Annotated in this window: 21 protein-coding genes; 12 read left to right on the forward strand and 9 right to left on the reverse strand. The window is 71.3% G+C overall.

Going from position 1 to position 26493, the window contains the following annotated elements; all coding sequences use genetic code 11:
- Nucleotides 1–115 precede the first annotated feature (115 nt).
- From pdhA (ACFU9P_RS30135) to ACFU9P_RS30165, 7 genes are all read left to right on the forward strand, one after another.
- Nucleotides 116–1282 (forward strand): pyruvate dehydrogenase (acetyl-transferring) E1 component subunit alpha, encoded by a 1167-nt coding sequence (gene pdhA, locus ACFU9P_RS30135; protein WP_384086858.1) that lies wholly within the window; start codon nucleotides 116–118, stop codon nucleotides 1280–1282.
- Entirely contained in the window at nucleotides 1279–2283 is a 1005-nt protein-coding gene (locus ACFU9P_RS30140; protein ID WP_384086861.1) for an alpha-ketoacid dehydrogenase subunit beta, read from the forward strand. The genes pdhA (ACFU9P_RS30135) and ACFU9P_RS30140 overlap by 4 nt, the downstream gene beginning before the upstream one ends.
- Complete coding sequence (locus tag ACFU9P_RS30145) at nucleotides 2283–3725, forward strand: dihydrolipoamide acetyltransferase family protein (RefSeq protein WP_384086864.1); 1443 nt, start codon at nucleotides 2283–2285, stop codon at nucleotides 3723–3725. Before ACFU9P_RS30140 ends, ACFU9P_RS30145 begins: the two co-directional genes overlap by 1 nt.
- A gap of 108 nt (nucleotides 3726–3833) precedes the next feature.
- Nucleotides 3834–4685 carry an NTP transferase domain-containing protein gene (locus tag ACFU9P_RS30150; protein ID WP_384086867.1) on the forward strand — a complete coding sequence of 284 codons (852 nt, stop codon included), beginning with the start codon at nucleotides 3834–3836 and terminating at the stop codon, nucleotides 4683–4685.
- Nucleotides 4682–6451, forward strand: a complete 1770-nt coding sequence (locus ACFU9P_RS30155) for a molybdopterin-binding protein (RefSeq protein ID WP_384086870.1) — start codon at nucleotides 4682–4684, stop codon at nucleotides 6449–6451. Before ACFU9P_RS30150 ends, ACFU9P_RS30155 begins: the two co-directional genes overlap by 4 nt.
- Nucleotides 6452–6471: 20 nt before the next feature.
- Nucleotides 6472–7533 (forward strand): potassium channel family protein, encoded by a 1062-nt coding sequence (locus ACFU9P_RS30160; RefSeq protein WP_384087056.1) that lies wholly within the window; start codon nucleotides 6472–6474, stop codon nucleotides 7531–7533.
- Between the two features lie 80 nt (nucleotides 7534–7613).
- The gene (locus ACFU9P_RS30165) at nucleotides 7614–8603 is read left to right on the forward strand and encodes an NAD(P)H-quinone oxidoreductase (RefSeq protein ID WP_384086872.1); all 990 of its coding nucleotides are present in this window, start codon (nucleotides 7614–7616) and stop codon (nucleotides 8601–8603) included.
- A gap of 79 nt (nucleotides 8604–8682) precedes the next feature.
- Here ACFU9P_RS30165 and ACFU9P_RS30170 read toward each other — a convergent pair whose 3' ends face one another.
- From ACFU9P_RS30170 to ACFU9P_RS30195, 6 genes are all read right to left on the reverse strand, one after another.
- Complete coding sequence (locus tag ACFU9P_RS30170) at nucleotides 8683–9222, reverse strand: bacterial proteasome activator family protein (RefSeq protein WP_376383044.1); 540 nt, start codon at nucleotides 9220–9222, stop codon at nucleotides 8683–8685.
- 125 nt (nucleotides 9223–9347) lie between these two features.
- A complete protein-coding gene (locus ACFU9P_RS30175; RefSeq protein ID WP_384086876.1) occupies nucleotides 9348–12185 on the reverse strand; it encodes an FtsX-like permease family protein in 2838 nt (945 codons plus the stop codon).
- Nucleotides 12182–12931, reverse strand: coding sequence for an ABC transporter ATP-binding protein (locus ACFU9P_RS30180; protein ID WP_384086878.1), 750 nt, complete (start codon nucleotides 12929–12931; stop codon nucleotides 12182–12184). The genes ACFU9P_RS30175 and ACFU9P_RS30180 overlap by 4 nt, the downstream gene beginning before the upstream one ends.
- Before the next feature lie 75 nt (nucleotides 12932–13006).
- Nucleotides 13007–13654: a PadR family transcriptional regulator gene (locus ACFU9P_RS30185; RefSeq protein WP_384086881.1), complete on the reverse strand. Its 648-nt coding sequence runs from the start codon at nucleotides 13652–13654 to the stop codon at nucleotides 13007–13009.
- Between the two features lie 131 nt (nucleotides 13655–13785).
- On the reverse strand, nucleotides 13786–14577 hold the full coding sequence (locus tag ACFU9P_RS30190; RefSeq protein ID WP_384086884.1) for a hypothetical protein: 792 nt from the start codon (nucleotides 14575–14577) through the stop codon (nucleotides 13786–13788).
- 200 nt (nucleotides 14578–14777) lie between these two features.
- The gene (locus ACFU9P_RS30195) at nucleotides 14778–16475 is read right to left on the reverse strand and encodes a protein kinase (RefSeq protein ID WP_384086887.1); all 1698 of its coding nucleotides are present in this window, start codon (nucleotides 16473–16475) and stop codon (nucleotides 14778–14780) included.
- Between the two features lie 399 nt (nucleotides 16476–16874).
- On the opposite strand from ACFU9P_RS30195, the gene ACFU9P_RS30200 reads away from it, so the two are divergent.
- Nucleotides 16875–18488, forward strand: a complete 1614-nt coding sequence (locus ACFU9P_RS30200; RefSeq protein ID WP_384086890.1) for a protein kinase — start codon at nucleotides 16875–16877, stop codon at nucleotides 18486–18488.
- Between the two features lie 258 nt (nucleotides 18489–18746).
- Here ACFU9P_RS30200 and ACFU9P_RS30205 read toward each other — a convergent pair whose 3' ends face one another.
- From ACFU9P_RS30205 to ACFU9P_RS30215, 3 genes are all read right to left on the reverse strand, one after another.
- Nucleotides 18747–19841 (reverse strand): phosphotransferase enzyme family protein, encoded by a 1095-nt coding sequence (locus tag ACFU9P_RS30205; protein WP_384087059.1) that lies wholly within the window; start codon nucleotides 19839–19841, stop codon nucleotides 18747–18749.
- A 267-nt stretch (nucleotides 19842–20108) separates the two neighbouring features.
- Nucleotides 20109–20525, reverse strand: a complete 417-nt coding sequence (locus ACFU9P_RS30210) for a pyridoxamine 5'-phosphate oxidase family protein (RefSeq protein ID WP_376386397.1) — start codon at nucleotides 20523–20525, stop codon at nucleotides 20109–20111.
- Nucleotides 20526–20725: 200 nt separating this feature from the next.
- Nucleotides 20726–21385: a response regulator gene (locus tag ACFU9P_RS30215; protein ID WP_376386403.1), complete on the reverse strand. Its 660-nt coding sequence runs from the start codon at nucleotides 21383–21385 to the stop codon at nucleotides 20726–20728.
- 333 nt (nucleotides 21386–21718) lie between these two features.
- Here ACFU9P_RS30215 and pdhA (ACFU9P_RS30220) point away from each other — a divergent pair, with 333 nt between their 5' ends.
- The 4 genes from pdhA (ACFU9P_RS30220) (at nucleotide 21719) to ACFU9P_RS30235 (ending at nucleotide 26360) form a co-directional block, all read left to right on the forward strand.
- Nucleotides 21719–22921, forward strand: coding sequence for a pyruvate dehydrogenase (acetyl-transferring) E1 component subunit alpha (pdhA, locus tag ACFU9P_RS30220; protein WP_384086894.1), 1203 nt, complete (start codon nucleotides 21719–21721; stop codon nucleotides 22919–22921).
- A 2-nt stretch (nucleotides 22922–22923) separates the two neighbouring features.
- On the forward strand, nucleotides 22924–23904 hold the full coding sequence (locus ACFU9P_RS30225; protein ID WP_217307591.1) for an alpha-ketoacid dehydrogenase subunit beta: 981 nt from the start codon (nucleotides 22924–22926) through the stop codon (nucleotides 23902–23904).
- A 14-nt stretch (nucleotides 23905–23918) separates the two neighbouring features.
- Nucleotides 23919–25466, forward strand: coding sequence for a dihydrolipoamide acetyltransferase family protein (locus ACFU9P_RS30230; RefSeq protein ID WP_384086898.1), 1548 nt, complete (start codon nucleotides 23919–23921; stop codon nucleotides 25464–25466).
- Between the two features lie 285 nt (nucleotides 25467–25751).
- Nucleotides 25752–26360 (forward strand): hypothetical protein, encoded by a 609-nt coding sequence (locus tag ACFU9P_RS30235; RefSeq protein ID WP_384086901.1) that lies wholly within the window; start codon nucleotides 25752–25754, stop codon nucleotides 26358–26360.
- Nucleotides 26361–26493: the final 133 nt, after the last annotated feature.

A 26493-nucleotide genomic window follows, 5' to 3' on the forward strand; every position in this document is an offset into this window, starting at 1 on the left:
TCCACAGGCTGGAGCCGCCTGTAGCCAAAATGCCTGAACGACCGAACAATCGGTAGGTGAGGCGTGCCACACCAGGCACCCCGCCGTCAGCCCGCTCCCACGAGGAGGTGCACGCGTGAAGAAGAGCAGTACGTCGGTCCAGGAGCTGCCCGGTGCCGCGGCCCACCGGCCCGTCCCGCCCCCGGCGTGGCAGCCGCGTACCGACCCCGCACCGCTGCTCCCCGACCCCGCGCCGTACCGCGCGCTGGGCACGGACGCCGTGGCAGCCGCCGACCCCGGGCTGCTGCTGCGGCTGTACGGCGAGCTGGTCCTCGGCCGCAGATACAACGCGCAGGCGACGGCCCTCACCAAGCAGGGCAGGCTCGCGGTCTATCCGTCGAGCACCGGCCAGGAGGCCTGCGAGGTGGCCGCCGCCCTGGTCCTGCGCGAGCAGGACTGGCTCTTCCCCAGCTACCGCGACACCCTCGCGGCCGTGGCGCGCGGCCTCGACCCCGTCCAGGCGCTGACGCTGCTGCGCGGCGACTGGCACACCGGTTACGACCCGTACGAACACCGGATCGCGCCGCTGTCCACCCCGCTCGCCACCCAGCTTCCGCACGCCGTCGGCCTGGCCCACGCCGCGCGGCTCAAGGGGGACGATGTGGTGGCGCTGGCCCTGGTCGGCGACGGCGGCACCAGCGAGGGCGACTTCCATGAGGCGCTGAACTTCGCCGCCGTGTGGCGGGCCCCGGTCGTCTTCCTCGTACAGAACAACGGCTTCGCGATCTCCGTGCCGCTCGCCAAGCAGACCGCCGCGCCCTCCCTGGCCCACAAGGCCGTCGGGTACGGCATGCCGGGCCGGCTGGTGGACGGCAATGACGCGCTGGCGGTGTACACGGTGCTGCGCGACGCCCTCGCCCGCGCCGCGCGGGGCGAGGGCCCGACGCTGGTCGAGGCCGTGACGTACCGCATCGAGGCTCATACGAACGCGGACGACGCGACCCGTTACCGCTCCGGCGGCGAGGTCGAGACCTGGCGCGCACACGACCCGATCCGGCTGCTGGAGCATGAGCTGACCGAGCGGGGGATCCTCGGCGAGGGCGGCATCCGGCAGGCCGCCGAGGCCGCCGAGACCATGGCCGCGAGGCTGCGGGACCGGATGAACGCGGAGCCGGTGCTCGACCCCATGGATCTCTTCACCCATGTCTACGCGGACCGGACCTCCCAGCTCCGCGAGCAGGCGGAGCAGCTCCGTGCCGAACTGGCCGCGGAGGCCGGGGAAGGACCGGGTGAGGCGCGATGACCACGGTCGCGGTGAAGCCCGCCACCATGGCGCAGGCCCTCCAGTGCGCGCTGCGCGATGCCATGGCCGAGGACCCGTCCGTCCATGTCCTCGGTGAGGACGTCGGCACCCTCGGCGGAGTCTTCAGGATCACCGACGGGCTGGCCGCGGAGTTCGGGGACGACCGCTGTACGGACACCCCGCTCGCCGAGGCGGGCATCCTGGGCACGGCGGTCGGAATGGCGATGTACGGGCTGCGGCCGGTCGTCGAGATGCAGTTCGACGCCTTCGCCTACCCGTCGTTCGAGCAGCTCATCAGCCATGTGGCGAAGATGCGGAACCGTACGCGCGGCGCGATGCCGCTGCCCATCACCGTGCGGGTGCCGTACGGCGGCGGGATCGGCGGGGTCGAGCACCACAGCGACTCCTCCGAGGCGTATTACATCGCGACGCCCGGCCTCCATGTCGTCACGCCCGCCACGGTCGACGACGCGTACGGCCTGCTGAGGGCCGCGATCGCCTCCGACGATCCGGTCGTCTTCCTGGAGCCGAAGCGGCTCTACTGGTCAAAGGCCACTTGGTCGCCCGACGATCCGGCGCCGGTCGAGCCGATCGGGCGGGCCGTGGTCAGGCGCCGGGGCACCAGCGCCACCCTCATCACCTACGGGCCGTCCCTGCCGGTCTGCCTGGAGGCGGCCGAGGCGGCCCGGGCCGAGGGCTGGGACCTGGAGGTGGTCGATCTGCGCTCCCTGGTGCCGTTCGACGACGGCACGGTGGCCGATTCCGTACGGCGGACCGGGCGCGCGGTGGTCGTCCATGAGTCCACCGGCTTCGGCGGCCCCGGCGGGGAGATCGCCGCCCGGGTCACCGAGCGCTGCTTCCACCATCTGGAGGCGCCGGTGCTTCGGGTGGCGGGATTCGATATTCCGTATCCACCGCCGATGCTGGAGAGGCACCATCTTCCGGGAGTGGACCGGGTGCTGGACGCGGTCGCGCGGCTCCAGTGGGAGGCGGAGAGCTGATGGCCCAGGTGCTGGAATTCAGACTGCCGGACCTCGGTGAAGGGCTGACCGAGGCGGAGATCGTCCGCTGGCTGGTGGCGGTGGGCGATGTGGTCGCCATCGACCAGCCGGTGGTCGAGGTGGAGACGGCCAAGGCGATGGTCGAGGTGCCGTGCCCCTATGGGGGCGTGGTCACGGCGCGCTACGGCGAGGAGGGCACGGAGCTGCCGGTCGGGGCTCCGCTGCTGACGGTGGCGGTGGGCGCGTCGGAGCCGGGGGAGGTCCCGGCCCCGGCCGGAGAGCCCTCCACGACTGAGTCCGCAGCCGCTGAGTCCCCCACCGCTGAGCCGCCGGTCGCGCCCGCCGCTGAGCCGGTCACACGCCCCGCCGCCCGGCCGGTTTCCGGCTCGGCGGGCCCGTCCGCCGGTGAGACATCCGGCAATGTGCTGGTCGGGTACGGGACGGGTGCGCCGGTGGCGCGCAGGCGCCGGGTCCGTCCCGCGCGGCCCGCCCCCGCTCCCCGTATCCCTGCCGCGCCCGGCGCGGGTCCGCTCAACGGTGCGGCGGGGCCGGTCCCGGTGGTCTCCCCGCTGGTGCGCCGACTGGCCCGTGAGCACGGCGTCGATCTGCGCGCGCTGACCGGCTCGGGGCGGGACGGGCTGATCCTGCGGTCCGATGTCGAGCAGGCGGTCCGGCACGGTGCCGTGCAGCCGCAGCCCGCGACGGCGGCGACGCCCACCGCGGCTGCTCCGGTGGCCGCGGCCACGCAGGAAGGTGCCGTACGGGTGCCGCTGCGCGGAGTACGGGGCGCGGTCGCGGACAAGCTCAGCCGCAGCCGGCACGAGATCCCGGACGCGACCTGCTGGGTCGACGCGGACGCCACGGAGCTGATGGCGGCCCGTACGGCGATGAACGCGGCCGGGGGCCAGAAGATCTCCCTGCTCGCCCTGCTGGCCCGGATCTGCACGGCGGCCCTGGCCCGTTATCCGGAGCTGAACTCCACCGTGGACATGGCGGCCAGGGAGATCGTGCGCCTGCCCGCCGTGCACCTCGGCTTCGCCGCGCAGACCGACCGTGGGCTGGTCGTCCCGGTCGTACGGGACGCGCACACCCGCTCCGCCGAATCGCTGAGCGCCGAGTTCGCGCGGCTGACGGAGGCGGGCCGGTCCGGGGCGCTGACGCCGGGCGAGCTGACCGGCGGGACCTTCACACTCAACAATTACGGGGTGTTCGGCGTCGACGGTTCCACGCCGATCATCAACCACCCGGAGGCCGCGATGCTCGGGGTCGGCCGGATCGTGCCCAAGCCCTGGGTCCACCAGGGTGAGCTGGCCGTACGTCAGGTGGTGCAGCTCTCGCTGACCTTCGACCACCGGGTCTGCGACGGCGGTACGGCGGGCGGCTTCCTGCGCTATGTGGCGGACTGCGTCGAACAGCCGGCGATGCTGCTGCGCACGCTGTAGCGAGACATCCCGAACGAAGGGCACGGAAAGCGCCGAAATTCCCGGGAGGTTCGGCCCGGGCGCACCGTCGGGCGCTTCGAACGCGTGATCGCGGCTCATACTTCACCCATGACCGCCTATGACGCCATCGTGCTCGCCGGAGGTGCCGCCAAGCGGCTCGGCGGCGCCGACAAGCCAGGGGTACGGGTCGGGGGCAGAGCGCTGCTCGACCGGGTGCTGGCCGCCTGTGACGAGGCCGGCAGGACCGTTGTCGTGGGCGGTCGGCGGCCCACGGTACGGCCGGTGCGTTGGGCGCGCGAGGAGCCGCCCGGCGGCGGGCCCCTGGCCGCGCTGGACGCGGGGGTGCGGTGCGTGGAGGCCGACACCGTGCTCGTACTCTCCGCGGATCTGCCGTTCCTGGGGAAGCCGACGGTGCGGCGGCTGGTCGGGGCGCTGGAGACCAGCGGGCGGGAGGCGGCGCTCCTGACCGACGCGGACGGACGTGACCAGCCGCTGGTCGCCGCGTACCGCGCGGAGCCGCTGCGTCGTGAACTCGCCCTTCTCGCAACGGAGTACGGCAATCTGCGCGGGCTTCCGCTGCGCTTGCTGCCGGCCGAACTCGAACTCGCCCGGGTCGATGACGATCCCCTCGCCTCCTTCGACTGCGACACCTGGGAAGACATCTCCACGGCCCGGGCCCGGATCAGGGAGCATGGAACTGTGCTGGATGAATGGATCACCGCGGTCAAGGACGAACTCGGCATCGAGCTGGATGTCGACATCCGCGTTCTGCTCGACCTCGCCCGGGACGCCGCGCACGGCGTCGCCCGCCCCGCAGCTCCGCTGACGACCTTCCTGGTCGGCTACGCGGCGGGCCGGGCCGCCGGTGACGGCCCCGAGGCCGTCGCCGAAGCGTCCCGCAAGGCCGTGGCGCTCGCCGCCCGCTGGGCGGACGAGACGAAGGGCGACGAAGCGGGATGACGCCCCGGGACCGGGAGTCCGAGGAGATCGAGGAAGCGCTGGCCTTGGTCGGCAGAAAGCCGCCCCCACCGAGCGCCCCGCCGGGTGCCGGCAGCCCGGACCGGGGCCATGGCAATGGCGGAGGCACACACGGTGCCGGTTCCGGAGCTTCGGTGTCCGGCGCCGATCGGACCGACAGCCCGGACCCGGGCACTGTCCGGGGCGACGGCCCGGACCCGGGCCGGGGGACGGGCCGGAACAGCGGCGGGGACGGCGGCGACGGCCTGGACTCGGGCCGGGCGGCGGACCGGAAGCACGGCGCCGGCCCCGGCTCCTCCGCGCCCGGCGCCAGCCGGGGTGGCAGCCCGGAACCGGGCCGGGGCGCAGCGGAAGGGCACGGCTCACATCCCACCGCCGGATCCGGGACACCTGCCCCGGGCCGTGGTGCCGCTCACGGCGCGCATGCCGCCGACGGGCGGCACTGTGCCCGGGCTTGGGAAGAAGCCCGCGCCATTGCCGAGCGGGCCGGGCGGACCGCGGGGGGCGATCCGGCTCTGCGGGCCGAATCCGTGCCGCTCGACCGGGCGTTGGGGCGGGCGCTCGCCGCGGCGTTGACCGCGCTGACCGATCTGCCGTCCTTCGACACCTCCGCGATGGACGGCTGGGCGGTCTCGGGGCCCGGCCCCTGGACCGTACGGAACGCGCCGGGCGGCCCATCCGAGTCCGAAAACAGTGCCGGGGGCAGCGCCGAGGAGGGTGCCGAAGACAGCGGCATCCTCGCCGGGCAGGCGGCGGCCGCGCCGCTCCCCGACGGTTCCGCGGTACGGATCGCCACCGGCGCCCGGATCCCGCCCGAGGTGACCGCCGTGATCCGCAGCGAACACGCCCGGACCGACAGCGGCGGCCGTCTCCACGCCGAGCGCGAGGTCGCGCCCGGCCAGGACATCAGGCCGCGTGGCCAGGAATGCCGCTCCGGCGACCGGCTGCTGCCCGCCGGTTCTCTGGTGACTCCCGCCGTTCTCGGCCTCGCGGCGGCGGCCGGATACGACGAACTGCTCACCGTCCCCCAGCCCCGCGTCGAGGTACTGGTCCTCGGCGATGAACTGCTCACCAAGGGCCTGCCCCATGACGGCCTGATCCGCGACGCCCTGGGCCCCATGCTCGGGCCCTGGCTCCGCGGGCTTGGCGCCGAGGTCCTCGCCACCCGCCGGATCGGCGATGACGCCGACGCGCTGCACCGTGCGATCACCGGTTCCGAGGCCGACCTTGTCATCACCACCGGCGGTACGGCCGCGGGCCCGGTCGACCACGTCCACCCGGTGCTCCGGAAAGCCGGTGCCGAACTGCTGGTGGACGGTGTTGCCGTACGACCCGGCCACCCCATGCTGCTGGCGAAGCTTGATGGGCAGCCCCGCCATCTGGTGGGGCTGCCCGGCAACCCGCTCGCCGCGGTCTCCGGGCTGCTGACTCTCGCCGAACCCCTGCTGCGCGTGCTGGCCGGACGCTCACCCCGGGTCCCGTACCGGGTGCCGCTCCGTGAGGCGGTGCATGGTCATCCGTACGACACGCGCCTGGTGCCCGTTGTCCATCGCGACGAGGGGCTCGTACCCCTTCATTTCAATGGTCCGGCGATGCTCCGGGGTATCGCTGCCGCCGATGGGCTGGCCGTCGTACCGCCCGGCGGCGCACGGCCCGGTGAGGAACTGGAAGTGCTTGACCTGCCGTGGACGGCCTCGGCCGATGGGCCACTGGAGGGTGTTTCACGTGAAACAGGGTGTTTCACGTGAAACTTCCTGGCCATGACGCTATGGCCCGGCATGCCGACGAATATCTGGTGACCTCCCGGGTGAAGCTTCCGCGCCGCAGGGCTGTACGCCCGCTGCGCCAGGTGAGTCGGCGCCTGCTGATGGCCCTGTTCGTGCTGGCCCTGACGGTGTTCATCGTCTACATCGACAACGAGGGCTACCACGACAACTCCGACGACTCGGTCGACTTCCTCGACGCCGTCTACTACGCCACCGTCACCCTCTCCACCACGGGTTACGGCGATATCGTCCCGTACAGCGACAGCGCCCGGCTTGCGAATGTGCTGCTGGTGACCCCGCTGCGGGTGGTTTTTCTCATCATTCTGGTCGGCACCACTCTTGAGGTCCTCACGGAGCGCACCCGGGAGGAGTGGCGGCAGAACCGCTGGAGGTCCAACGTGCGCGACCACACCATCATCGTCGGCTATGGCACCAAGGGGCGGTCGGCGGTCCAGACCCTCTGTGCCACCGGTCTCAAGAAGGACCAGATAGTCATCGTCGACCCGTCGAACAAGGTGATCGAGGCGGCCAACGCGGAAGGGTTCGTCGGGATCGTCGGCGACGCGACCCGCAGCGATGTGCTGCTGCGCGCGGAACTCCAGCGCGCCCGCCAGATAGTCATCGCCACTCAGCGCGATGACACCGCGGTTCTGGTCGCGCTGACGGCACGCCAGCTCAACCGGGCGGCGAAGATCGTCGCCGCTGTGCGCGAGGAGGAGAACGCGCCGCTGCTGCGCCAGTCGGGCGCCGACGCGGTCATCACCAGCGCCAGCGCCGCCGGCCGGCTGCTCGGACTCTCCGTGCTCAGCCCCAGCGCCGGTACGGTGATGGAGGATCTGATCCAACAGGGCAGCGGACTCGACCTCATCGAACGCCCCGTCATAAAGGCCGAAGTGGGCCGCAGCGTAAGGGAGACGGACGATCTGGTGGTGAGCGTGCTGCGCGGCCATCGGCTGCTTGGTTACGACGACCCGGCCGCGAGCCCGCTCCAGTTGACCGACCGTCTGATCACCATCGTCCGCGCCCAGAGCCCCGCCACTCAGGACGGCCCCAACTCGGCATAGGACCAGTCCGGTACACCGGGGGCCCGGCCCGTCCACCGGTGGCAGGTCGCCTTTCCGGCGCCGGGGGGTAGCCTCGCGCCATGCATGCGATCACGATTCCGGAACCCGGTGGCCCCGAGGCGCTTGTATGGGCCGAGGTGCCCGATCCCGTACCCGGCGAGGGCGAGGTCCTCGTCGAGGTCGTGGCGAGCGCGGTCAACCGCGCCGATCTTCTGCAACGGCAGGGCTTCTACGATCCCCCGCCCGGCTCCTCCCCGTACCCCGGCCTGGAGTGCTCGGGGCGGATCACCGCGCTGGGCGCGGGGGTCGCGGGCTGGGCCGTCGGCGACGAGGTGTGCGCACTGCTGGCGGGCGGAGGGTACGCCGAGAAGGTCGCCGTGCCCGCCGGTCAGCTTCTTCCCGTACCGAAGGGGCTGGACCTGGCGACGGCCGCGGCGCTCCCCGAGGTCACCTGCACGATCTGGTCCAACGTGTTCATGATCGCGCACCTCCGCCCCGGCGAGACCCTGCTGGTGCACGGCGGCGCGAGCGGTATCGGCACCATGGCCATCCAGCTCGCCAAGGCGGTGGGCGCGAAGGTCGCGGTCACGGCGGGCAGTCCCGCGAAGCTGGAGCGCTGCGCCGAGCTGGGTGCGGACATTCTGATCGACTACCGCGAGCAGGACTTCGTGGCGGAGATCCGCAAGGCCACGGGCGGCGCGGGGGCGGATGTCATCCTCGACATCGTCGGCGCCAAGTATCTGGACCGGAATGTGAAGGCGCTGGCCGTGAACGGCCGGCTCGCGGTGATCGGCCTTCAGGGCGGGGTGAAGGGCGAACTCAATCTGGGCGCCCTGCTGCACAAGCGCGCCGCCATCACGGCGACCTCGCTGCGCGCGCGCCCGCAGTCGGAGAAGGCGGCGATCGTCGCGGCGGTACGGGAACATGTCTGGCCGCTGATCGAGAACGACGACATCCGGCCGGTGGTGGACCAGTCGCTGCCTCTGTCGGAGGCGGCGGAGGGGCATCGCGCGCTGGAGGCCGGCACGCATATCGGCAAGGTGCTGCTGCTCACGGCGGCGGTGGGCTGACCGGACCGCGACGGGCCGGGGGCCTGCCTCCCCCGGCCCCAGGCTCCGGACATCCGGCCTGAGCTACGCCTCAGCAGTTCTACAGATACGGTCCCGAGCGGATCGCGCCATGGCCCGGGTCGCCTTCTTCGTCCTGGACAGAGCCCGGCGGCAGCGCGCGGCGCATCTGTTCGAGCTGGGCCCTGGCCGCCATCTGCTGGGCGAACAGCGCGGTCTGGATGCCGTGGAAGAGGCCCTCCAGCCACCCCACCAACTGGGCCTGTGCGATACGCAGTTCCGCCTCGGAGGGAATCGCGTCGTCCGTGAAGGGGAGCGAGAGCCGCTCCAGCTCCTCCACCAGCTCGGGGGCGAGCCCGTCCTCCAGCTCCTTCACCGAACCGGCGTGGATCTCCTTGAGCCTGACCCGGCTCGCCTCGTCCAGAGGAGCCGCCCGCACCTCCTCCAGAAGCTGCTTGATCATGCTGCCGATGCGCATGACCTTGGCGGGCTGTTCGACCATCTCTGTCACGGGAACCTCGCGCGCCTCGTCGGCCCCACCGCCGCCGAGCGCCATCCCGTCCTGTCCCACCACTAGGACATGGGGGCTCTCCTGCGACCGTTCGTTACTCGGCATCTCCATACGGCCCATTGTCTCGCACGTGTGCGTCACCACGGTGTGTGCCCCCGTACGGAGGTGATCCACCTTCGTACGGGGGCACGATGCACAGGCGCCGCCTGCCTCGGAAACCGGTCCGGCAGGCCCTGTCACGTGGCCGCGCGGCGCCCCAGTGTCCGGTGCGAGCGGGTGACCAGCGCCGCCAGGACCGCCGCGCCCAGCGGGACGGCGATCAGCAGCGCGGCCAGCGTCCCCCACGGGATGACAACGGGCACGTACGGCAGCGAGACGGAATTCAGACCCTCGTCGAGCGCCTTGTGGTACGCGTTCAGGCTGCTGCGCCGCTCCGTGAGCCGGAGTCCGATCGCCGGGAGCACCCCGGCCGCCGAACCCAGCAGCACACCCATCACCGCCACCACCCCGCACTGGAATCCGCTGAGCGTCCTGCGGACCCGCGACGGGGCGCCGACCGCGGCGAGCGTCTTGAGGTCGCTCTCGGCGTCGGCCTGGGCGAGCCCGGTCGCGATCCCGGCAGCGCCGATGGTGACCAGTCCGGCGAAGACCGTCAGCGCCAGCAGCACGATGTTGGTCTCGCTGGTGAAACCGGCCTCGATATCGAGCTGCACCGAGCTGCCGGTCTTGTCCAGCTCGCTCTCCAGCTTCTGCTTCTGGGTGTCGCTGGGCGGGGCGCTGGTGGTGAAGTACGCGCCGACCGGGACGGTGCTCAGACCCGCGGCCCTGGCCGTGGCCGGGGTCAGCAGCATCGTGACGCCGTACGCGTTCGGGTCCCCGGACACCTGGTAGGCCGGGATCGACTTGACGACGCCGGGCGCCGGCAGGTTCTTCACTATGGCCTCGGCGGCCTTCTCCCTGTCCGTGATCAGCCGGATGCCGATCTTCCCGTCCGTATCGACGTTGCGCTTGTCGAACGAGACGGCCTTGCCGTCCGCCAGCGCCTTCACCGCCGCCGGATCGTCGATGCCGAGGACCTTCATCACCGCGGCGTCACCCACCAGCACACCGCCGTTGACATAGCTGTAGACCGAGCTCTCCTTGCAGCGCCAGTCCTTGAGGAGTTTGCGCCGCTCGGCCTTGCTGAACTTCTCCGCGGGGTCCTCCGTGCCCGTGTACCAGAGCGGGCACTGCTGGGCCTCCGGTACGACCACTTCGTACTCTCCGCAGCCGTCCTCGCGGCCCCACATCGGGCAGCTCGGCCTGCCGACGGAGATCCGGTCCACATCGGCCCGTACGTCGGTGGGAAGGATCTTCTCGACCGCCGTGCGCACGGTCGGGACGGCCCGGCCGCCCTCTTCGTCGATCATGACGGAGACGGCGCCATGGGGGAGCTGCGGGGTGTACGAGGCCCGCTGCTGGGCATCCTGGCTCGCGGTGTACGTGGAGACCGCCACCGTGCCCGCGACCGCGGCCAGCACCGCCGCCACGGCGGGGGCCGTGCGGCCCCGGTTCCGTACGGCGTCCCGCAGCGCCAGCCGCGGCGAGAGCGGCAGCCAGCGGCCGGTCCTGCCGAACAGCCCGACCAGCGCAGGGGTCAGCGCGACCACGCCCAGCTCAGCGATGGCGCTGCCGCCCGCGACGACCGCGAACTGATCGGTCATGGTCGAGCCGTACAGTGCGATCACCGCGCCCAGGGCGACCGCGATCAGGCCCAGCACCGGCAGCACCCTGCTGCTTCCGCGCACGCCCCGGCGGCCGGTGAGTGAGGCCAGGACGGTCTGCCGGGAGGCGGTGACGGCCGGGACGATCGCCGCCAGCAGACCGGTGAGCACGGCGAGCAGCGCGATCCCGAGGAGTTCCAGTGGCCGGACGTCGAAGGCACCGAAGCGCTGGCCGATGTAGTCCTCAAGGACAGGACGCAGGGCATAGGTGAGGCCCAGGCCCAGGACCGTACCGACCACGGCCGAGGCGACACCGATCACCAGACCGCCGCCGAGGACGATGGCCCGGATATGGCGCCGGTCACCGCCATTGGCACCGACAAGGCCGAGCTGGCGCCGCGAGCGGCGGGCGCCGACCGCGAAGGCCGGGCCTGCCAGCAGACAGATCTCCAGCATGGCGAGGCCGACGATGGTGCCGGCCGCGGCCAGCTGGGTGGTGTTGCTGTCCTGGTATTCGTGCCGGCTCTCCTGCTTGTACAGGGGCACATCCGCGTCGGCGGGCGGGTGCAGGGTCACGGCACGCGAGATCACCTTGATCCCATGAGTGTTGGCCTGCTGCACCATGTTCCACGTGAAACCACCCGGCGCGCGCACGAGATGGGTGGTGCGCGGTTCGACCCCCGGCAGCCCATCGGCCTGGAGCGCCTTGTCGAGCGGGGCCAGCAGCGCCCCGGGAAGCGCGTTGACCTGGTCGGTGTCCAGCGAGTCGGGCAGTTCGTACGCGCCGACGATCCGGTACGTGGCATCGAGGCCGCGGGCGGAGAGCTCTGAGCCCACCCGTAGCCCGCTGACCTCCAGGAAGTGGCTGGTCGCCGCGACCTCGCCGCCCTTCTCGGGGAACCGGCCCTCATTGAGGCGCAGCAGGCCGCGGGCGATGGGGTCCGAGGCCTTCAGCTCACGGATCTCGGTCTGGAGCAGGCCGTGCGTGGTACGGAGCTTCGCGCGGGCCAGGGTGTCCTCAAGGGTGGTGGCACCCGCCGGAATGACCTTGGTGACATCGCCGGGCCCGCTCGGCCAGGGCCCGTTGTCGAAGTCGCCCACCGGCGAGTAGGTGTCGCCCGTGGGGCTCTGGTAGATGGCGTGCCCGCCCAGCTCGGGGTCGCTGACCTCGGCGTCGGCCCGTCCGAGCGTACGGTCGAGCTGCTCCTCGGTGGACAGTTGCGCGCTGCGTACGGTCAGATCGAAGGCGCTCACCCCGAGGATGGGCAGCGCGATCATGGCGAGGACCAGAAAGCTGCGGCCCTTGTAGCGCCAGGCGTCGCGGCGGGCTATGCGCAGCGCGGCACGCCAGGAGTGGTACCAGGTCTTCACAGTTCGGCCGCCTGGCCCGTGAGCAGCGAGTCCGCCTGGCTGCGGATGGTCTGGTCGACGACCGCGCCGTCCCGCAGGAAGACCACCCGGTCCGCCCAGGCCGCGAAGCGCGGCTCATGGGTGACCAGCACACCGGCGGCGCCCGCGTCGCAGCGGGTGCGCAGCAGGGCGAGCACGGACTCGCCCGTCTCGGAGTCCAGTGCCCCGGTCGGTTCGTCGGCGAGTACGAGCCGCCGGTCGCCGACGAGCGCGCGGGCTATCGCCACCCGCTGCTGCTGGCCGCCGGACATCTCGTCGGGGAACCGGTCGGCGAGCTGCTCCAGCCCCATCTCGGTCAGCGCGGCCACGGCCTCGGTGCGTGCCTTGCGCGCGGAGGTGCCGTCGAGTTCCCGGGGCAGCGCGATGTTCTCGGCGGCGGTGAGGGCGGGGATGAGGTTGTAGTCCTGGAACACATAGCCGATGCTGCGGCGGCGCAGGGCCGCGAGCCGCTTGCGGTCGATGGTGGTGATGTCGGTGCCCTCGACGATCACCCGGCCCGAGCTGGGGCTGTCGAGCCCGCCCGCGATGGTCAGCAGCGTGGACTTGCCGGAGCCCGAGGGTCCCATGACGGCGACCAGTTCGCCGGGGAAGACATCGAGGTTGATACCGCGCAGGGCATGGACCTCGGTGGCGCCACTGCCGTGGACACGGGTCAGCTCCTGGAGTTGCAGCACGGGCTGCTGGGACGGTCGTGCGTTTTCAGGCATAAGGGATCCCCCTTGGGCGTGCGGGCACGTACGGGTGTGTGTGAGGTACGTGCTGAATCAGGAAGGCGGGTGGGGTCAGGACGAACGCGCGTCGGTGCGACCGGACGGGTGGCTCTCGGCGGGGCTCTGTGCGGGGCTCTCCGAGGGGCTCTGTACGGCGCCGTCCGACGGCCGGTCGTTCGGTTCCGGCAGCAAGGAGAGCCGGATCAGCCGGGCTTCGCAGTGGTCGAGCCAGCGGGCCTCGGCCTCGGTCTGGAAGATGAGCTGTTCCAGTACGAGCAGCCAGGCCACTTCGTGCCGGTCCGCCGGGACCGCCTCCAGGGCCTGCGCCTTCAGCCGGGTGTAGTCCTGCATCGCCTGGATGGTGTGGTGACGCTGCGACTGGATGACCTCCCGGATGTCGACACCGGGCGCGCCCACCGCCATGGCGAGCTTGATCGCCAGCTCGTCGCGGGGCGGGCTGGTGCGGTCGACGGGCCTGCGGAACCAGGCCTTCAGCTCGGAGCGCCCGGCGTCCGTGATCACGTACAGCGCATGGCCCGCGGGGTCCTCCCCGTCCTGCGTGACCATGCCGTCGCGCTCCAGACGGCCGAGGGTCGTATAGACCTGGCCGACATTGAGCGGCCAGGTGGCGCCGGTGCGGGACTCGAACTCCGTACGGAGCTGGGAGCCGTAGCGCGGGCCACGTTCCAAGAGGGCCAGCAGCCCATGGCGAATCGACATACTGAGTATGTATACCGAGTATGGAGTGTCCCGCAAGCGACCTGAGGCGGACGTCATAAGTCCGCCGTAAGAATGACGTCGAGGTCGGGGACGGGTCCGGTACGAGCCCGGGGGCAGGCCGGGAGGGCCGGTCAGCGGCGCCGGAGCCGCAGTCCGAGGAACCCGAGCCCCAGGCCGATCAGCGTGATTCCGGTGCCCAGGGTCAGCACCGGGATGGGGTGCGAGGCGGTGCCGGTGACCGTCCGCGAGCCGGGTTCGCGGGCGGCGGCGGGCGGGCGGCGAGGGGCCTCGGAGTCCTCGGGCGACTCCACGAGGTCCTCCGGGGACTCCTCCGTGGCCAGGCCGTCCGTACCCTCGTCCGTCTCGGCGGTCTCGTCCGTGCCCCTGGTCCCTCTCGCCTTGCCCGTCTCCTCTGCCGTGTCTTCGCTCGTATCTTCGCTCGTGTCCTCGCTGTCATGGGTGGGCGGCGCGTGCTCGGAGGGCGAGGTGCGGGGGCGGGTGGTGGAGGGCGCGGTGGACGCCTTCGGGGGGCGGTGGGTGGGGTGCGCCGGGTGCTCGGAAGGGCCCGGATCCGTCTCCTCCTCGGGGCCGATGCCCGCGTCCGTCCCTGGATCGGCCTCGGCGTCCCGGCCCGGCTCTTCGTCCGTGCCCCAGTCCCACCACTTCGGCTCGTGGTCCGCCGCCGGGTCCCCGCCCGTGTCCGTATCGGCGTCCGCGCGCGAGTCTCCGGCGTCGGGCGCCTCGGGTCTTCCGGGGTGCGGGCGTCCTTCGCCGGCCGGGCGGCCCGCCATGGAGATGTCGAACTCGGGGGCGGCCGTCGGATGGGCGGGGGGTGGGACTGACTCCTCGGCGTATGCGACAGGTGCGGTCATCAGCAGCGACGCGACCGCGAGCGCGCAGGGAGTGCGGAGCGTAGGAGTCACCGACTCAGCGTCACATGTAATGATAATTCCGGCATCTCGGGAAGCTCATCCGGGTACCGCCAAGCCTCGGCGCCAGAGGTCAAGCCTCAGTACCGGGGGTCAAGCCTCAGTACCGGGGGTCAAGCCTCAGTACCGGGTATGCCCGCAAAAGCGGGTGCATCCCGAAGCGGGTACGCCCCCGTACTACCCCGCGTTCCCTGCTACCCCGCGTTCCCCGTCGAGACCGTCAGCTCGAACTCCTGGTCCCTGGGCAGGATGGCCGCGCCCGGACGCGGGTACTGGTCGATCACGATGTCCTGCGCCTGCGACCCGTCGTCCTCGGACTTCACCGCCGCCCAGGTCCAGCCCGCCTCACGCAGGCAGTCCTTCACCGAGAGGATGTCCTTGTAGCGCAGGTCGGGGGCCGTCACCTTCGACGGATCGAGCCCGTCCTCCGTGGCGTCCGTGCACTCCGTCGCGTCGATCGTCCGGTTGCGCTCCGGGTCGCGGTGGCCGCTCGACGTGTCCGACGAGTACGAGGAGTCGCGGTTCGGCGGGGCGTCCGTGCCACCGGTGCCCGAGTCGTCCTTGTTGAACGAGAGCGCCGCTATGAGACCGCCGACGGCCAGGATCGCGACCGCTATCGACCCCACGATGACCGGCATGTTCCGCCTGCCGCCACCGCCGTGCCCGCCGCCATGACCGCCGTGCGCGCCATGGCCGCCACGCCCGCCCCCGGGCGCCGTCGCGGGCTGCGGCGACATCACGTACGGCTGCGGCGTCGGCGGCATCGGCTGCTGGGGAGCCTGGTACGCCGCCGGGGCCTGCTGCGGATGCGGATGCTGCGGATAGCCGTACCCGGGCCCCGGAGGCGTCGGTGCCGGGGTCGGCGGACCGTACGACCCGGGGCTGTACGGCGTCTGCACCCCCTGCGCCGACGGCGCCTGCCCCGACTGGTCCACCGGCGGGAAGACCGCCGAGCCCACACCGGAACCGCTGTTCTGCGGAGTGCCCGGCACGATCACCGGAGCGCCCGTCTGACCCGCCGTCAGCACCCGGGCGCACTCGTCACGCATCGCCGCCGCGCTCGGGAAACGCTCGTTCGGGTTCTTCTTCAGCGCCCGCGCGACCAGCGCGTCCACCGCCGGGGTGACCGACCGGTTGATGCTGGACGGAGCGACCGGCTCCTCCTGCACATGCGCGTACGCGATCGCCAGCGGCGAGTCCGCGTCGAACGGCAGCCGGCCCGTCAGAAGCTGGAAGAGCATGATGCCGACCGAGTACAGGTCGGAGCGGGCGTCCACCGCTCGCCCGAGGGCCTGCTCGGGCGAGAGGTACTGCGGGGTGCCGACGACCATGCCGGTCTGGGTCATCGACGTGACCCCCGACTGCATGGCGCGCGCGATGCCGAAGTCCATCACCTTGACGACGCCGCGCTTGGTCATCATCACGTTGCCCGGCTTGATGTCCCGGTGGACCAGGCCCATCTCATGGCTGGTCTCCAGCGCGGCCAGCACATCGGCCGTCACCTTGAGCGCCTTGTCCGCCGGCATCGCGCCGTACTGCGTGATGTCCCGCTGGAGCACCGAGCCGAGCGGCTGCCCCTCCACGTACTCCATGACGATGTACGGCATGAGCGCGCCGTCCAGCTCGTCCTCGCCGGTGTCAAAGACCGAGACGATATTGGTGTGCGACAGCTTGGCGACGGCCTGCGCCTCGCGCCGGAAGCGCTCGCGGAAGGACTGCTCGCGCCCCAGCTCCGTGTGCAGGGTCTTGATGGCGACCTGACGGTCCAGCGCCGAGTCGTACGCGAGGTACACGGACGCCATCCCGCCTTCGCCGAGCAGGTCGCGAAGCTGGTACCGGCCGCCCGCGACCGAACCGCCCGCGTAGCGGCCGTGTGCGCCGTGCTGGCTCATGACTGTGCTTCCCCCCTCGGCGCGCCGGCGCTGTCCGGTCCTGCGGTCCTGGACGCGATGGTGCTCACGCGGTGATCCCGTTATTACGCGCCAAGTCTGCCCGAGGGCAGTGACACGTCAAGCCGGGTGCCCGTTCCGTGACCGTACGCACAACAAGCGTCTCGGAAGCGTTACAGGAAAGGCATGGAACGAACGCATGGAGAGGGTGGAGCGAGCAGGGAATTTGCGTGGGTATCGGGTTGCCGGGTTTCATGTCCGGTCCACCGTGGACCGGTGTGTCATACGGAGGCTGTAGCGTGATGTGGCACAGCCACCTCTGAGAAACCCATCCCTGAAACACGTACATACCGCGGACCGCGTACGCGGTCGTGAAGCGGACGGAAACGACGGCGAGGACTGATGGCACCCGAACCCGAAGCAGGCGGCGGAGTGTCGGATGCCGCGGACTCCTGGGGCGATGGCGGCCTGGTCGGAGGGCTGGTCGGCGACGGCCGCTACCGGATGACCCACCGTCTCGGCCGTGGCGGCATGGCCGAGGTGTTCGCGGCGGAGGACGTACGGCTCGGGCGCACCGTGGCGGTCAAGCTGCTCCGCGCCGATCTCGCGGAGGACCCGGTCTCCAAGGCCCGGTTCACCCGCGAGGCACAATCGGTCGCCGGGCTCAACCACCACGCGGTGGTGGCGGTGTACGACTCCGGCGAGGACACGGTCAACGGGCAGACCGTGCCGTACATCGTGATGGAGCTGGTCGAGGGCCGCACCATCCGTGATCTGCTGGTCAACGCCGAGGCGCCGCCGCCCGAGCAGGCGTTGATCATCGTCTCCGGTGTGCTGGAGGCCCTCGCGTACTCGCACCAGCACGGCATCGTGCACCGGGACATCAAGCCCGCCAATGTGATCATCACCGACGCTGGCGCGGTCAAGGTGATGGACTTCGGCATCGCGCGTGCCCTGCACGGCGCGCAGTCGACGATGACCCAGACCGGCATGGTCATGGGCACGCCCCAGTACCTCTCCCCCGAGCAGGCGCTCGGCAAGGCCGTCGACCACCGCAGCGACCTGTACGCCACGGGCTGTCTGCTCTACGAACTCCTCGCGCTGCGGCCCCCGTTCACCGGTGAGACCCCGCTCTCCGTGGTCTATCAGCATGTGCAGGACATTCCGGTGCCGCCCTCCGAGGTCTCGGACGTGGCGCCGCCGGAGCTGGACGGCCTGGTGATGCGCTCGCTGGCGAAGGAGCCGGACGACCGGTTCCAGAGCGCAGAGGAGATGCGCGGACTGGTCCAGTACGGCCTGCAGATGCTCCAGCAGCAGGGCAGCCACACGGGCACCTGGAACACCGGCGCGTTCGACACCCATATCGGCGGCGGCACCCCGGCGATGGGCATGGCCGCGACGACCGCGATGGGCCACCCGCCGCACGGCGACACCTCGCAGAGCCCGATCCTGCCGCCGAGGAATCCGCACGACGGCGCGTACGACGGAGGCCGCAGGGGCGGCGGTGGCGGCAGCAAGATGTGGCTCTTCGTCGCGCTCGCGGTGATCGCCGTGGTGGCGGGCGTGGCGTACGCGGTGAACAGCATGAACGGTACGGACCAGAAGGGCACCTCGGACAAGCCGACGGTCTCGACGAGCGAGGAGACGCCGAGCACCGACGACCCGACGCCGTCCGACGAGCCGAGCGAGACCGAGCAGACGGACGACTCGTCGGGAGGCGGTGACCACTCCAACTGGCCGCCGGCCGACGAGCCGACCGAGTCGCCCAGCGAGACCGAGAAGACGTCGCCGACCCCCACCACCAGCAGCGATACGGGTACGTCGGACGGCGGAGGCGGTACGAGCGACGGCGGGACCACGGGCGAGCCGTCGGGGGATACCTCCTCGACGCCGACGGAGCCGGACGGCGGCGACGGAGGGGACACCGGCGGGTCGCCGGGCACGAGCGGCGATCAGGGCGGCGGTGTTCTCGGCGGCAGCGACAGCGGCGGTACGCCCGGCGGTGGCGGCGCCTGATCACTCCCGGACCGGACCCGGCCGGAGCGCTTCGCGGCGCTCCGGCCGGGTTTTTCGTGGGCGGGGGCAGCCGTCCCGGGCCGGGCCCGCGCTTCCTGGGCCATCGGCCCGGGGTCCCGGGGAGGGGTCGGCCTGGCGGGCTCGCGCTTTCCGGGCCGTCGGCCCGAGGCCCGGAACCGAGCCCGCACTTCTCAAGCCGCCCGCCCGGGGCTCGGCCCGCGCTTCCCGGGCCATCGGCCCGAGGCCCCAGTCACGTCCTCAGTCCGAGAAGGCCTCGCAGACCGCCTCGTACTCCCGTGTCCACCACACCGCGAGGGCCGACACCGCCGCGAACAGCGGGTCGGCCCGCCGGTCGTCGAGCTGGTAGCGCCAGCGCAGCACCCAGAAGTCATTGAGCCGCTCCCACCAAACCCGGTGCACGGCCGCGGCCAGTTCGGAGGCGGCGGCCCCGGCCGCGCGGCGGTAGGCGCGCGCGTACGCCCGTACCTTCGGCAGTTCCAGCTCGCCCGTCGGGCGTACGAAGAAGATCGCCGCGGCCCGTACGGCCTCCTCGGCCCGTGGCTGGACGCCGAGCCGGTCCCAGTCGACGATCGCGGCCGGCTCGCCGCCCCGGTAGAGCAGATTCAGCGGATGGAAGTCGCCGTGCACCCAGCCCGTGGCCGGTTCGGCGCCCGGGGCCGGTCTGCGGTGGGCATGGCGTTCCAGCAGGGCGCGGCGCTCCACGAGCCGGTGCTCGGCGAGGGCGTCGAAGGTGTCGCCGGGGGTACGGCCACGGGCCAGGGCCAGCAGCTCGTCGATCAGCTCGAAGGTGTCGGCCGGGTCCGGGCTGTCGTGGCTGCCCCGGTCAAGAATGCCCTGGTCGAGGCCCTCGCCGTGCAGGCCGTCACGGCTCTCGTCGTACAGGCTCCGGTCGTACGGGCTCTGGTCGTACAGGCTGTCGTCGTACGGGCCCTTGTGGAGCGGCGGCGCGAAGTCCCGTCGCATCACCCGCTCCAGACAGGTGTGCACCCTGCCGAGGAGTCCGCCGAGGCGCCGCGACTCCGCGGCCGTGAGCTGCGAGCCGTCGCGGTGGCGCCCCTCGACCCACGGGTGCAGGGCGTAACAGCGGCCCTCGATCACCGCGACGGTGTCGCCGTCCGCGCTCTCCATGGGCGGCGCGACGGGCACGCCGAGCGCCTGGAGCCGCTGGGTGGCGCGGTGCTGACGGGTGATGAGCTGGTGGTCGCCGTCGAGATGGTGCTTCAGGAAGAAGGTGCCGCGCGTGGTGAAGACCCGGTATCCGCGGTTGAGGAGCCCCTGGGCCACGGGCTCGCAGGACAGCGGCTCGCCCGCGTTCCGGTAGCGGCGCAGCAGCGCGCGGACCGGAGGCGCGGCGTGACCGGCCTGTCCGGCCTGTCCGGCCTGTCCGGCATGACCGGTCTGAGCGGCATGGCCGGTACGGGCCGCGGGGATCGCAGGACTCGTGGGGGCGGCGGAGCGCCCGAAGAGTTCGGTACGGATCGGAACGGGTTTCGCGTGGCCGGCACGGGCGGCGACGGGCTGGGCGAGGGGCTGGGGGATCACGACAGGCGCGGCAGGCGTAGCGATTTCATATGAGCGCGGCACTTGTCAGATGTTAGATCACGCAGCGTGTCTGCTTGGTCGCTCTCGGGAGTAGTCGAGCGTGTGTACGGTGACAAACTGCGGCACAAGCCGCATATAGACCGGATCGAACGGTTCTCCGTCCACCCGACGCGGCCCATTACCGAACAGCGCCAGCTCAGGAGCGGTCGGCTGGATGATCTCGGCCGTACCGGTGAACTGCACCGACCACCGGTCGGTCTCGTCGCTGGCGAAGTTGTCCGCGCCGTACGCCACCACTCCGCCGCCGCACGCCCGGTGGTAGCCGTGGCCGGCGTGCATCCGCAGCAGGACCGAGCCGCCCGTCACCACATGGCGGGCCGGGGCCACGAACGGCAGGGCCCGCATGCTCGTCGCGACCCGTCCGTACGAGACGCGGTTGAGCAGCTCTATGGCGCGGAGTTCCTCGGTGGACATGTTGTCCACTCTCCGTCACGAACCCACCCCGTCAACAGAGGACGCGGCCCTTCAACCGAGGGACGTTGGTCCCGGTTGGGACAGGCCCCGCCGCGGTACGAGGGTCCCGCGACGCCGCCGCGCCGTACGCCTCAACACGCCCGGCCCTCCGCCCGGCCGGTGCGCAGCCCTCCGCCCGGCAGGCCGCCGCGCCGTACGGCTCAGCCCTTCTCGGCCTTCAGCCGGGCCACGTACGCCGCCGCCTGCGAGCGCCGCTCCATGCCCAGCTTGGAGAGCAGGCTGGAGACATAGTTCTTGATCGTCTTCTCCGCGAGATGCAGCCGCTCACCGATGGCCCGGTTGGTCATGCCCTCGCCGATCAGATCCAGGATCTTGCGCTCCTGGTCCGTCAGCGCGGCCAGCTTGTCGTCGCCCTTGGGCCCCGTACCGCTGCGCAGCCGCTCCAGCACCCGGGCCGTGGCCACCGGGTCGAGCAGCGAACGGCCCGCGGCGACATCCCGTACCGCCGTCAGCAGCTCGTTCCCGCGGATCGCCTTCAGCACATAACCCGAGGCCCCGGCCATGATCGCGTCGAAGAGCGCCTCGTCGTCGGCGAAGGAGGTGAGCATCAGGCACTTGACGTTCTCGTCCAGCGAACGGATCTCGCGGCAGACCTCCACGCCGCTGCCGTCGGGCAGCCGTACGTCCAGCACGGCCACATCGGGGTGCGTCGCCGGAATCCTGGCCATCGCGTCGGCGGCCGTGCCCGCTTCGCCTACGACCTCGATGTCATCCTCGACGGACAGAAGCTCGTAGACACCCCGCCGTACGACTTCATGGTCATCGACCAGAAATACCGTAATTTTTCCTTCTTGCTGCACAGAATTCAGTCTCACACACTCACCCCCCTCCTGCCCTTCCCTGGTTCGGATCAGCGGGATAACGTGCCGTTGTTCCGGCGGCCTGCGAGGCTGTGACCAGTGGTATTCCAGACTTTGCCGATTTACTTGGAAATCCAAGCAAAAATGCAGGTCAGATGGGGTTTCGCAGTAATGCTGCCCACTGGGTAACGTGCCTGTGACAGAGCGCTCGCCGGGGCACCTGTCACGCCTGTTCCGACCGGGAGGCACCCACCCCGTGCCCTCGGCGAGGACAGGCGAGCCGCACTGGTTCCCGGCGGATCCCGGGGGCCGGACAGACGGAGGAGCACGCACGTGACCGTGGAGAGCACTGCCGCGCGCAAACCGCGACGCAGCAGCGGCACCAAGCGCGCCAGCGCGAAGAGGACGCCGCAGCCACAGAGTTCCGACCCCCAGCTCGTACAGTTGCTCAGCCCGGAGGGCGAGCGAGTCGAGCACCCGGAGTACCGGATCGACCCGACCCCGGACGAGCTGCGCGGGCTGTACCGGGACATGGTCCTGACCCGCCGCTTCGACGCCGAGGCCACCGCGCTCCAGCGCCAGGGCGAGCTGGGACTGTGGGCATCACTGCTGGGCCAGGAGGCCGCGCAGATCGGCTCGGGGCGCGCGCTGCGCGACGACGACTACGTCTTCCCGACCTATCGCGAGCACGGCGTGGCCTGGTGCCGGGGCGTCGACCCGACCAATCTGCTCGGCATGTTCCGGGGCGTGAACCACGGCGGCTGGGACCCCAACAGCAACAACTTCCACCTCTACACGATCGTGATCGGCTCGCAGACGCTGCACGCCACCGGCTATGCCATGGGCGTCGCCAAGGACGGCGCGGACTCCGCCGTCATCGCGTACTTCGGGGACGGCGCCTCCAGCCAGGGCGATGTCGCCGAGTCGTTCACCTTCTCCGCGGTCTACAACGCGCCGGTCGTCTTCTTCTGCCAGAACAACCAGTGGGCGATCTCCGAGCCCACCGAGAAGCAGACCCGGGTGCCGCTCTACCAGCGCGCGCAGGGGTACGGCTTCCCGGGCATCCGGGTCGACGGCAATGACGTGCTCGCCTGTCTGGCCGTGACGCGCTCCGCGCTGGAGCGGGCGCGCCGGGGTGAGGGACCCACGCTGGTGGAGGCCTTCACGTACCGGATGGGCGCGCACACCACCTCCGACGACCCGACCAAGTACCGCGCGGACGAGGAGCGCGAGGCCTGGGAGGCCAAGGACCCGATCCTGCGGCTGCGCCGCTGTCTGGAGCGCGAGGGCCACGCCGACGAGGCGTTCTTCACGGCGCTGGACGAGGAGAGCGAGGCGCTGGGCAAGCGGGTACGGGAGGTGGTGCGAGCGATGCCCGACCCGGACCCGATGGCGATCTTCGACCATGTCTACGCGGACGGGCACACGCTCGTCGACGAGGAGCGCGCGCAGTTCGCCGCGTACCAGGCGTCCTTCGCGGACAACGACAACGACACCGCCGCTGAGACCGCCCCCGCCGCCGAGGGGAGTAAGTGATCATGACCGTACAGAAGCTGCCGATCGCCAAGGCCATCAACGAGTCGCTCCGCAAGGCCCTCGACACCGACCCCAAGGTCCTGATCATGGGCGAGGACGTCGGCAAGCTCGGCGGTGTCTTCCGTGTCACGGACGGGCTCCAGAAGGACTTCGGCGAGGGCCGGGTCATCGACACCCCGCTCGCCGAGTCGGGCATCATCGGCACGGCCATCGGTCTCGCGCTGCGCGGGTACCGGCCGGTGGCGGAGATCCAGTTCGACGGTTTCGTCTTCCCGGCGTACGACCAGATCGTCACCCAGCTCGCGAAGATGCACGCCCGCGCGCTGGGCAAGATCAAGATGCCGGTCGTGATCCGGATTCCGTACGGCGGCGGCATCGGCGCGGTCGAGCACCACAGCGAATCGCCCGAGGCGCTGTTCGCGCATGTGGCGGGGCTGAAGATCGTCTCGCCGTCGACGGCGTCGGACGCGTACTGGATGATGCAGCAGGCCATCCAGAGCGATGACCCGGTGATCTTCTTCGAGCCGAAGCGGCGCTACTGGGACAAGGGCGAGGTCAACACCGAGGCCATCCCGGGTCCGCTGCACCGGGCGCGGGTGGCGCGCGAGGGCTCGGACCTCACGCTCGCGGCGTACGGTCCGATGGTGAAGGTCTGCCTCGAAGCCGCCGCGGCGGCCGAGGAGGAGGGCAGGTCGCTGGAGGTCCTCGACCTCCGCTCGATGTCCCCGATCGACTTCGAGACGATCCAGGCGTCGGCGGAGAAGACGCGCCGGCTGGTCGTGGTGCACGAGGCACCGGTCTTCTTCGGCTCGGGCGCGGAGATCGCCGCTCGTGTCACGGAGCGGTGCTTCTACCATCTTGAGGCGCCGGTGATCCGGGTCGGCGGCTATCACTCGCCGTATCCGCCGGCGCGGCTGGAGGACGAGTACCTCCCGGGCCTGGACCGGGTGCTCGACGCCGTCGACCGCTCGCTCGCGTACTGAGGAGTGCCGTGACCATGACTGCTGACACTTCCACCGGCCCATCGGCCGCCGGCTCCCCGGACCGCTACCGCGAGTTCAGGATGCCCGATGTGGGCGAGGGCCTGACCGAGGCCGAGATCCTCAAGTGGTACGTACAGCCGGGCGACACGGTGACCGACGGCCAGGTGGTGTGCGAGGTGGAGACGGCGAAGGCGGCCGTCGAACTGCCGATCCCGTACGACGGGGTGGTGCACGAGCTGCGGTTCGGGGAGGGCACGACGGTCGATGTCGGCGTGTCCATCATCACGGTGGACGTGGCGCCGGGGAGCGGGGCGGCGCCGGCTCCTGAACCGTCCGCCACTGCGCCCGCGCCTGCGCCGTCCGCTCCGGTGCCGACTCCGGAACCGGAGACGGGCGACGAGCCGAAGGGCCGTCAGCCCGTGCTCGTCGGGTACGGAGTGGCCGACGCGCCCACGAAGCGCCGCCCGCGCCGGGGTACGTCCGTACCCGGGCAGGCGGCGGAGGCGGGGGACGTGGCCCGGAGCGCGGCTGCCGCGATCCAGGCGGAGATGAACGGGGCGGCGCCTGCCGCGGCGCCTGCCCCTGAGGTACCTGCCCCCGCGCCTGTGGCCGGCGCGCGTCCGCTCGCCAAGCCGCCGGTGCGCAAGCTCGCCAAGGACCTCGGCGTGGACCTGGCGACGATCACACCGACGGGCCAGGGCGGGATCATCACCCGCGAGGACGTCTACGCGGCGGCTGCCCCGGCGACGGCGGCGGCCGTGGCGGCTGTGGCGGCGACTTCGGTGGCCGCGACTTCGGTGGCCGCGCCGGAGGCCGTACAGGCGCCCGCGCCCGTGACTCCGGTGGCACAGGCCTCTCACGGCCGGGAGACCCGTATCCCCATCAAGGGGGTACGGAAGGCCACCGCGGCCGCCATGGTGGGCAGCGCGTTCACCGCGCCGCATGTCACGGAGTTCATCACCGTTGACGTGACGCGCACGATGAAGCTGGTCGAGGAACTGAAGTCCGACAAGGACATGGCAGGCCTGCGCGTCAACCCGCTGCTCCTCATCGCCAAGGCCCTCCTGGTCGCCATCAAGCGCAACCCGGAGGTCAACGCGGCCTGGGACGAGGCGAACCAGGAGATCGTGGTCAAGCACTACGTCAACCTGGGCATCGCGGCCGCCACCCCGCGCGGTCTGATCGTCCCGAACATCAAGGACGCCCACGACAAGACCCTGCCCCAACTGGCCGCCGCCCTCGGCGAACTGGTCGCCACGGCCCGCGAGGGCAGGACCACCCCGGCGGCCATGCAGGGCGGCACGGTGACCATCACCAACGTCGGCGTCTTCGGCGTCGACACCGGTACGCCCATCCTCAACCCGGGCGAGTCGGCGATCCTGGCGGTCGGCGCGATCAAGCTCCAGCCCTGGGTCCACAAGAACAAGGTCAAGCCCCGCCAGGTCACCACCCTGGCCCTCTCCTTCGACCACCGCCTGGTCGACGGCGAACTGGGCTCCAAGGTCCTGGCGGACACGGCGGCCATCCTGGAATCCCCGAAGCGCCTGATCACCTGGTCCTGACCGCTTCCCGTACGCACTACCGCCCGGCCCCGGAACCCGCTCACAGGGTTCCGGGGCCGGACTCGTCCGGGCGGCGCCGGAGCGCCGCGAGGCCTTCCCGCGGTCCGGAGGGGCGTGCCGCGCTCTGCCTTCCATGCGCGCCGAGTGAGTACTCGATTACTCACGACGTGCTCGCGCCCGCCTGGAATCGTGGCCGACGACAGGGCCAGCCGCCTCCCTGGCCGGCAGGTGCCGGTCGTCCGGCGGTGGCCTGGCCATCCTGGTTCTCTCCGAGGGAGTCGGCTCATGTCCACCACTCCGCAGGTACGAACACGTCATCCACTCGTTCTCGTAGCGATCGCCTTGTTCACCATCGTCAGCATCACCGGCGCCGGCCTTGTCCAGGGACAGTCGGCACAGGCCGCCGACATCAGCGCCTCCAGATCGGCCGCCGCCACGCCGCCCCAGGCCGATCAGTCCGTCTCCGCGCTCCGTACCGCACTGCTGCTGTGGTGGAGTGCCGCGCGTGGCGACAACTTCATTGCCGGTACCGCCGCTGAGGATCAGAGCGCCCGGGAAGCCGGCTACTCGTTCTCCCGCCAAGAGGGCTGGGGTCTGAAAACGCAGGACCCGGGCACCGTGCCGCTGTATCTGTTCTGGAGCGCCGGCCGGGGCGACAACTTCAGCACGGCAACCCAGGTGGGCATCGATTCCGCCTACGCCGCCGGGTACAGCTACGCCGGGATCCAGGCGTACATCTATCCGGTCCAGGTGAGCGGCACGGTGCCGTTGTACCAGTTCTGGAGCAGCACCAGGCAGGACAACTTCGCCACCGCGACCGCGGAGGGCATCAACTCGGCGTACGCCGCCGGCTACACCCTGGCCAGGGTCGAGGGCTACGTGTACCCCAACTGAGTCCAGAATTCGAACGGGGGGGGTCGGGGGGCGAGGGGGGACCGGTGGGGGGGGGGGGGGTTGCCTCCTCAGAGTTTTCCCGGGGGGGGGGGGGTGTGCTTCTGGTGGGGGGGGCAACAGGGCCAGGGGCGGG

It is taken from the genome of Streptomyces sp. NPDC057617 (genome assembly GCF_042800555.1).
Lineage (GTDB): Bacteria > Actinomycetota > Actinomycetes > Streptomycetales > Streptomycetaceae > Streptomyces.

Coding starts and splice junctions, on each gene's coding strand:
- ACFU9P_RS30140 (WP_384086861.1), top strand. CDS start 1,279: ATGACCACGGTCGCGGTGAAGCCCGCCACCATGGCGCAGGCCCTCCAG.
- ACFU9P_RS30145 (WP_384086864.1), top strand. CDS start 2,283: ATGGCCCAGGTGCTGGAATTCAGACTGCCGGACCTCGGTGAAGGGCTG.
- ACFU9P_RS30150 (WP_384086867.1), top strand. CDS start 3,834: ATGACCGCCTATGACGCCATCGTGCTCGCCGGAGGTGCCGCCAAGCGG.
- ACFU9P_RS30155 (WP_384086870.1), top strand. CDS start 4,682: ATGACGCCCCGGGACCGGGAGTCCGAGGAGATCGAGGAAGCGCTGGCC.
- ACFU9P_RS30160 (WP_384087056.1), top strand. CDS start 6,472: ATGGCCCGGCATGCCGACGAATATCTGGTGACCTCCCGGGTGAAGCTT.
- ACFU9P_RS30165 (WP_384086872.1), top strand. CDS start 7,614: ATGCATGCGATCACGATTCCGGAACCCGGTGGCCCCGAGGCGCTTGTA.
- ACFU9P_RS30170 (WP_376383044.1), bottom strand. CDS start 9,222: ATGGAGATGCCGAGTAACGAACGGTCGCAGGAGAGCCCCCATGTCCTA.
- ACFU9P_RS30180 (WP_384086878.1), bottom strand. CDS start 12,931: ATGCCTGAAAACGCACGACCGTCCCAGCAGCCCGTGCTGCAACTCCAG.
- ACFU9P_RS30185 (WP_384086881.1), bottom strand. CDS start 13,654: ATGTCGATTCGCCATGGGCTGCTGGCCCTCTTGGAACGTGGCCCGCGC.
- ACFU9P_RS30195 (WP_384086887.1), bottom strand. CDS start 16,475: ATGAGCCAGCACGGCGCACACGGCCGCTACGCGGGCGGTTCGGTCGCG.
- ACFU9P_RS30200 (WP_384086890.1), top strand. CDS start 16,875: ATGGCACCCGAACCCGAAGCAGGCGGCGGAGTGTCGGATGCCGCGGAC.
- ACFU9P_RS30210 (WP_376386397.1), bottom strand. CDS start 20,525: ATGTCCACCGAGGAACTCCGCGCCATAGAGCTGCTCAACCGCGTCTCG.
- ACFU9P_RS30225 (WP_217307591.1), top strand. CDS start 22,924: ATGACCGTACAGAAGCTGCCGATCGCCAAGGCCATCAACGAGTCGCTC.
- ACFU9P_RS30230 (WP_384086898.1), top strand. CDS start 23,919: ATGACTGCTGACACTTCCACCGGCCCATCGGCCGCCGGCTCCCCGGAC.
- ACFU9P_RS30235 (WP_384086901.1), top strand. CDS start 25,752: ATGTCCACCACTCCGCAGGTACGAACACGTCATCCACTCGTTCTCGTA.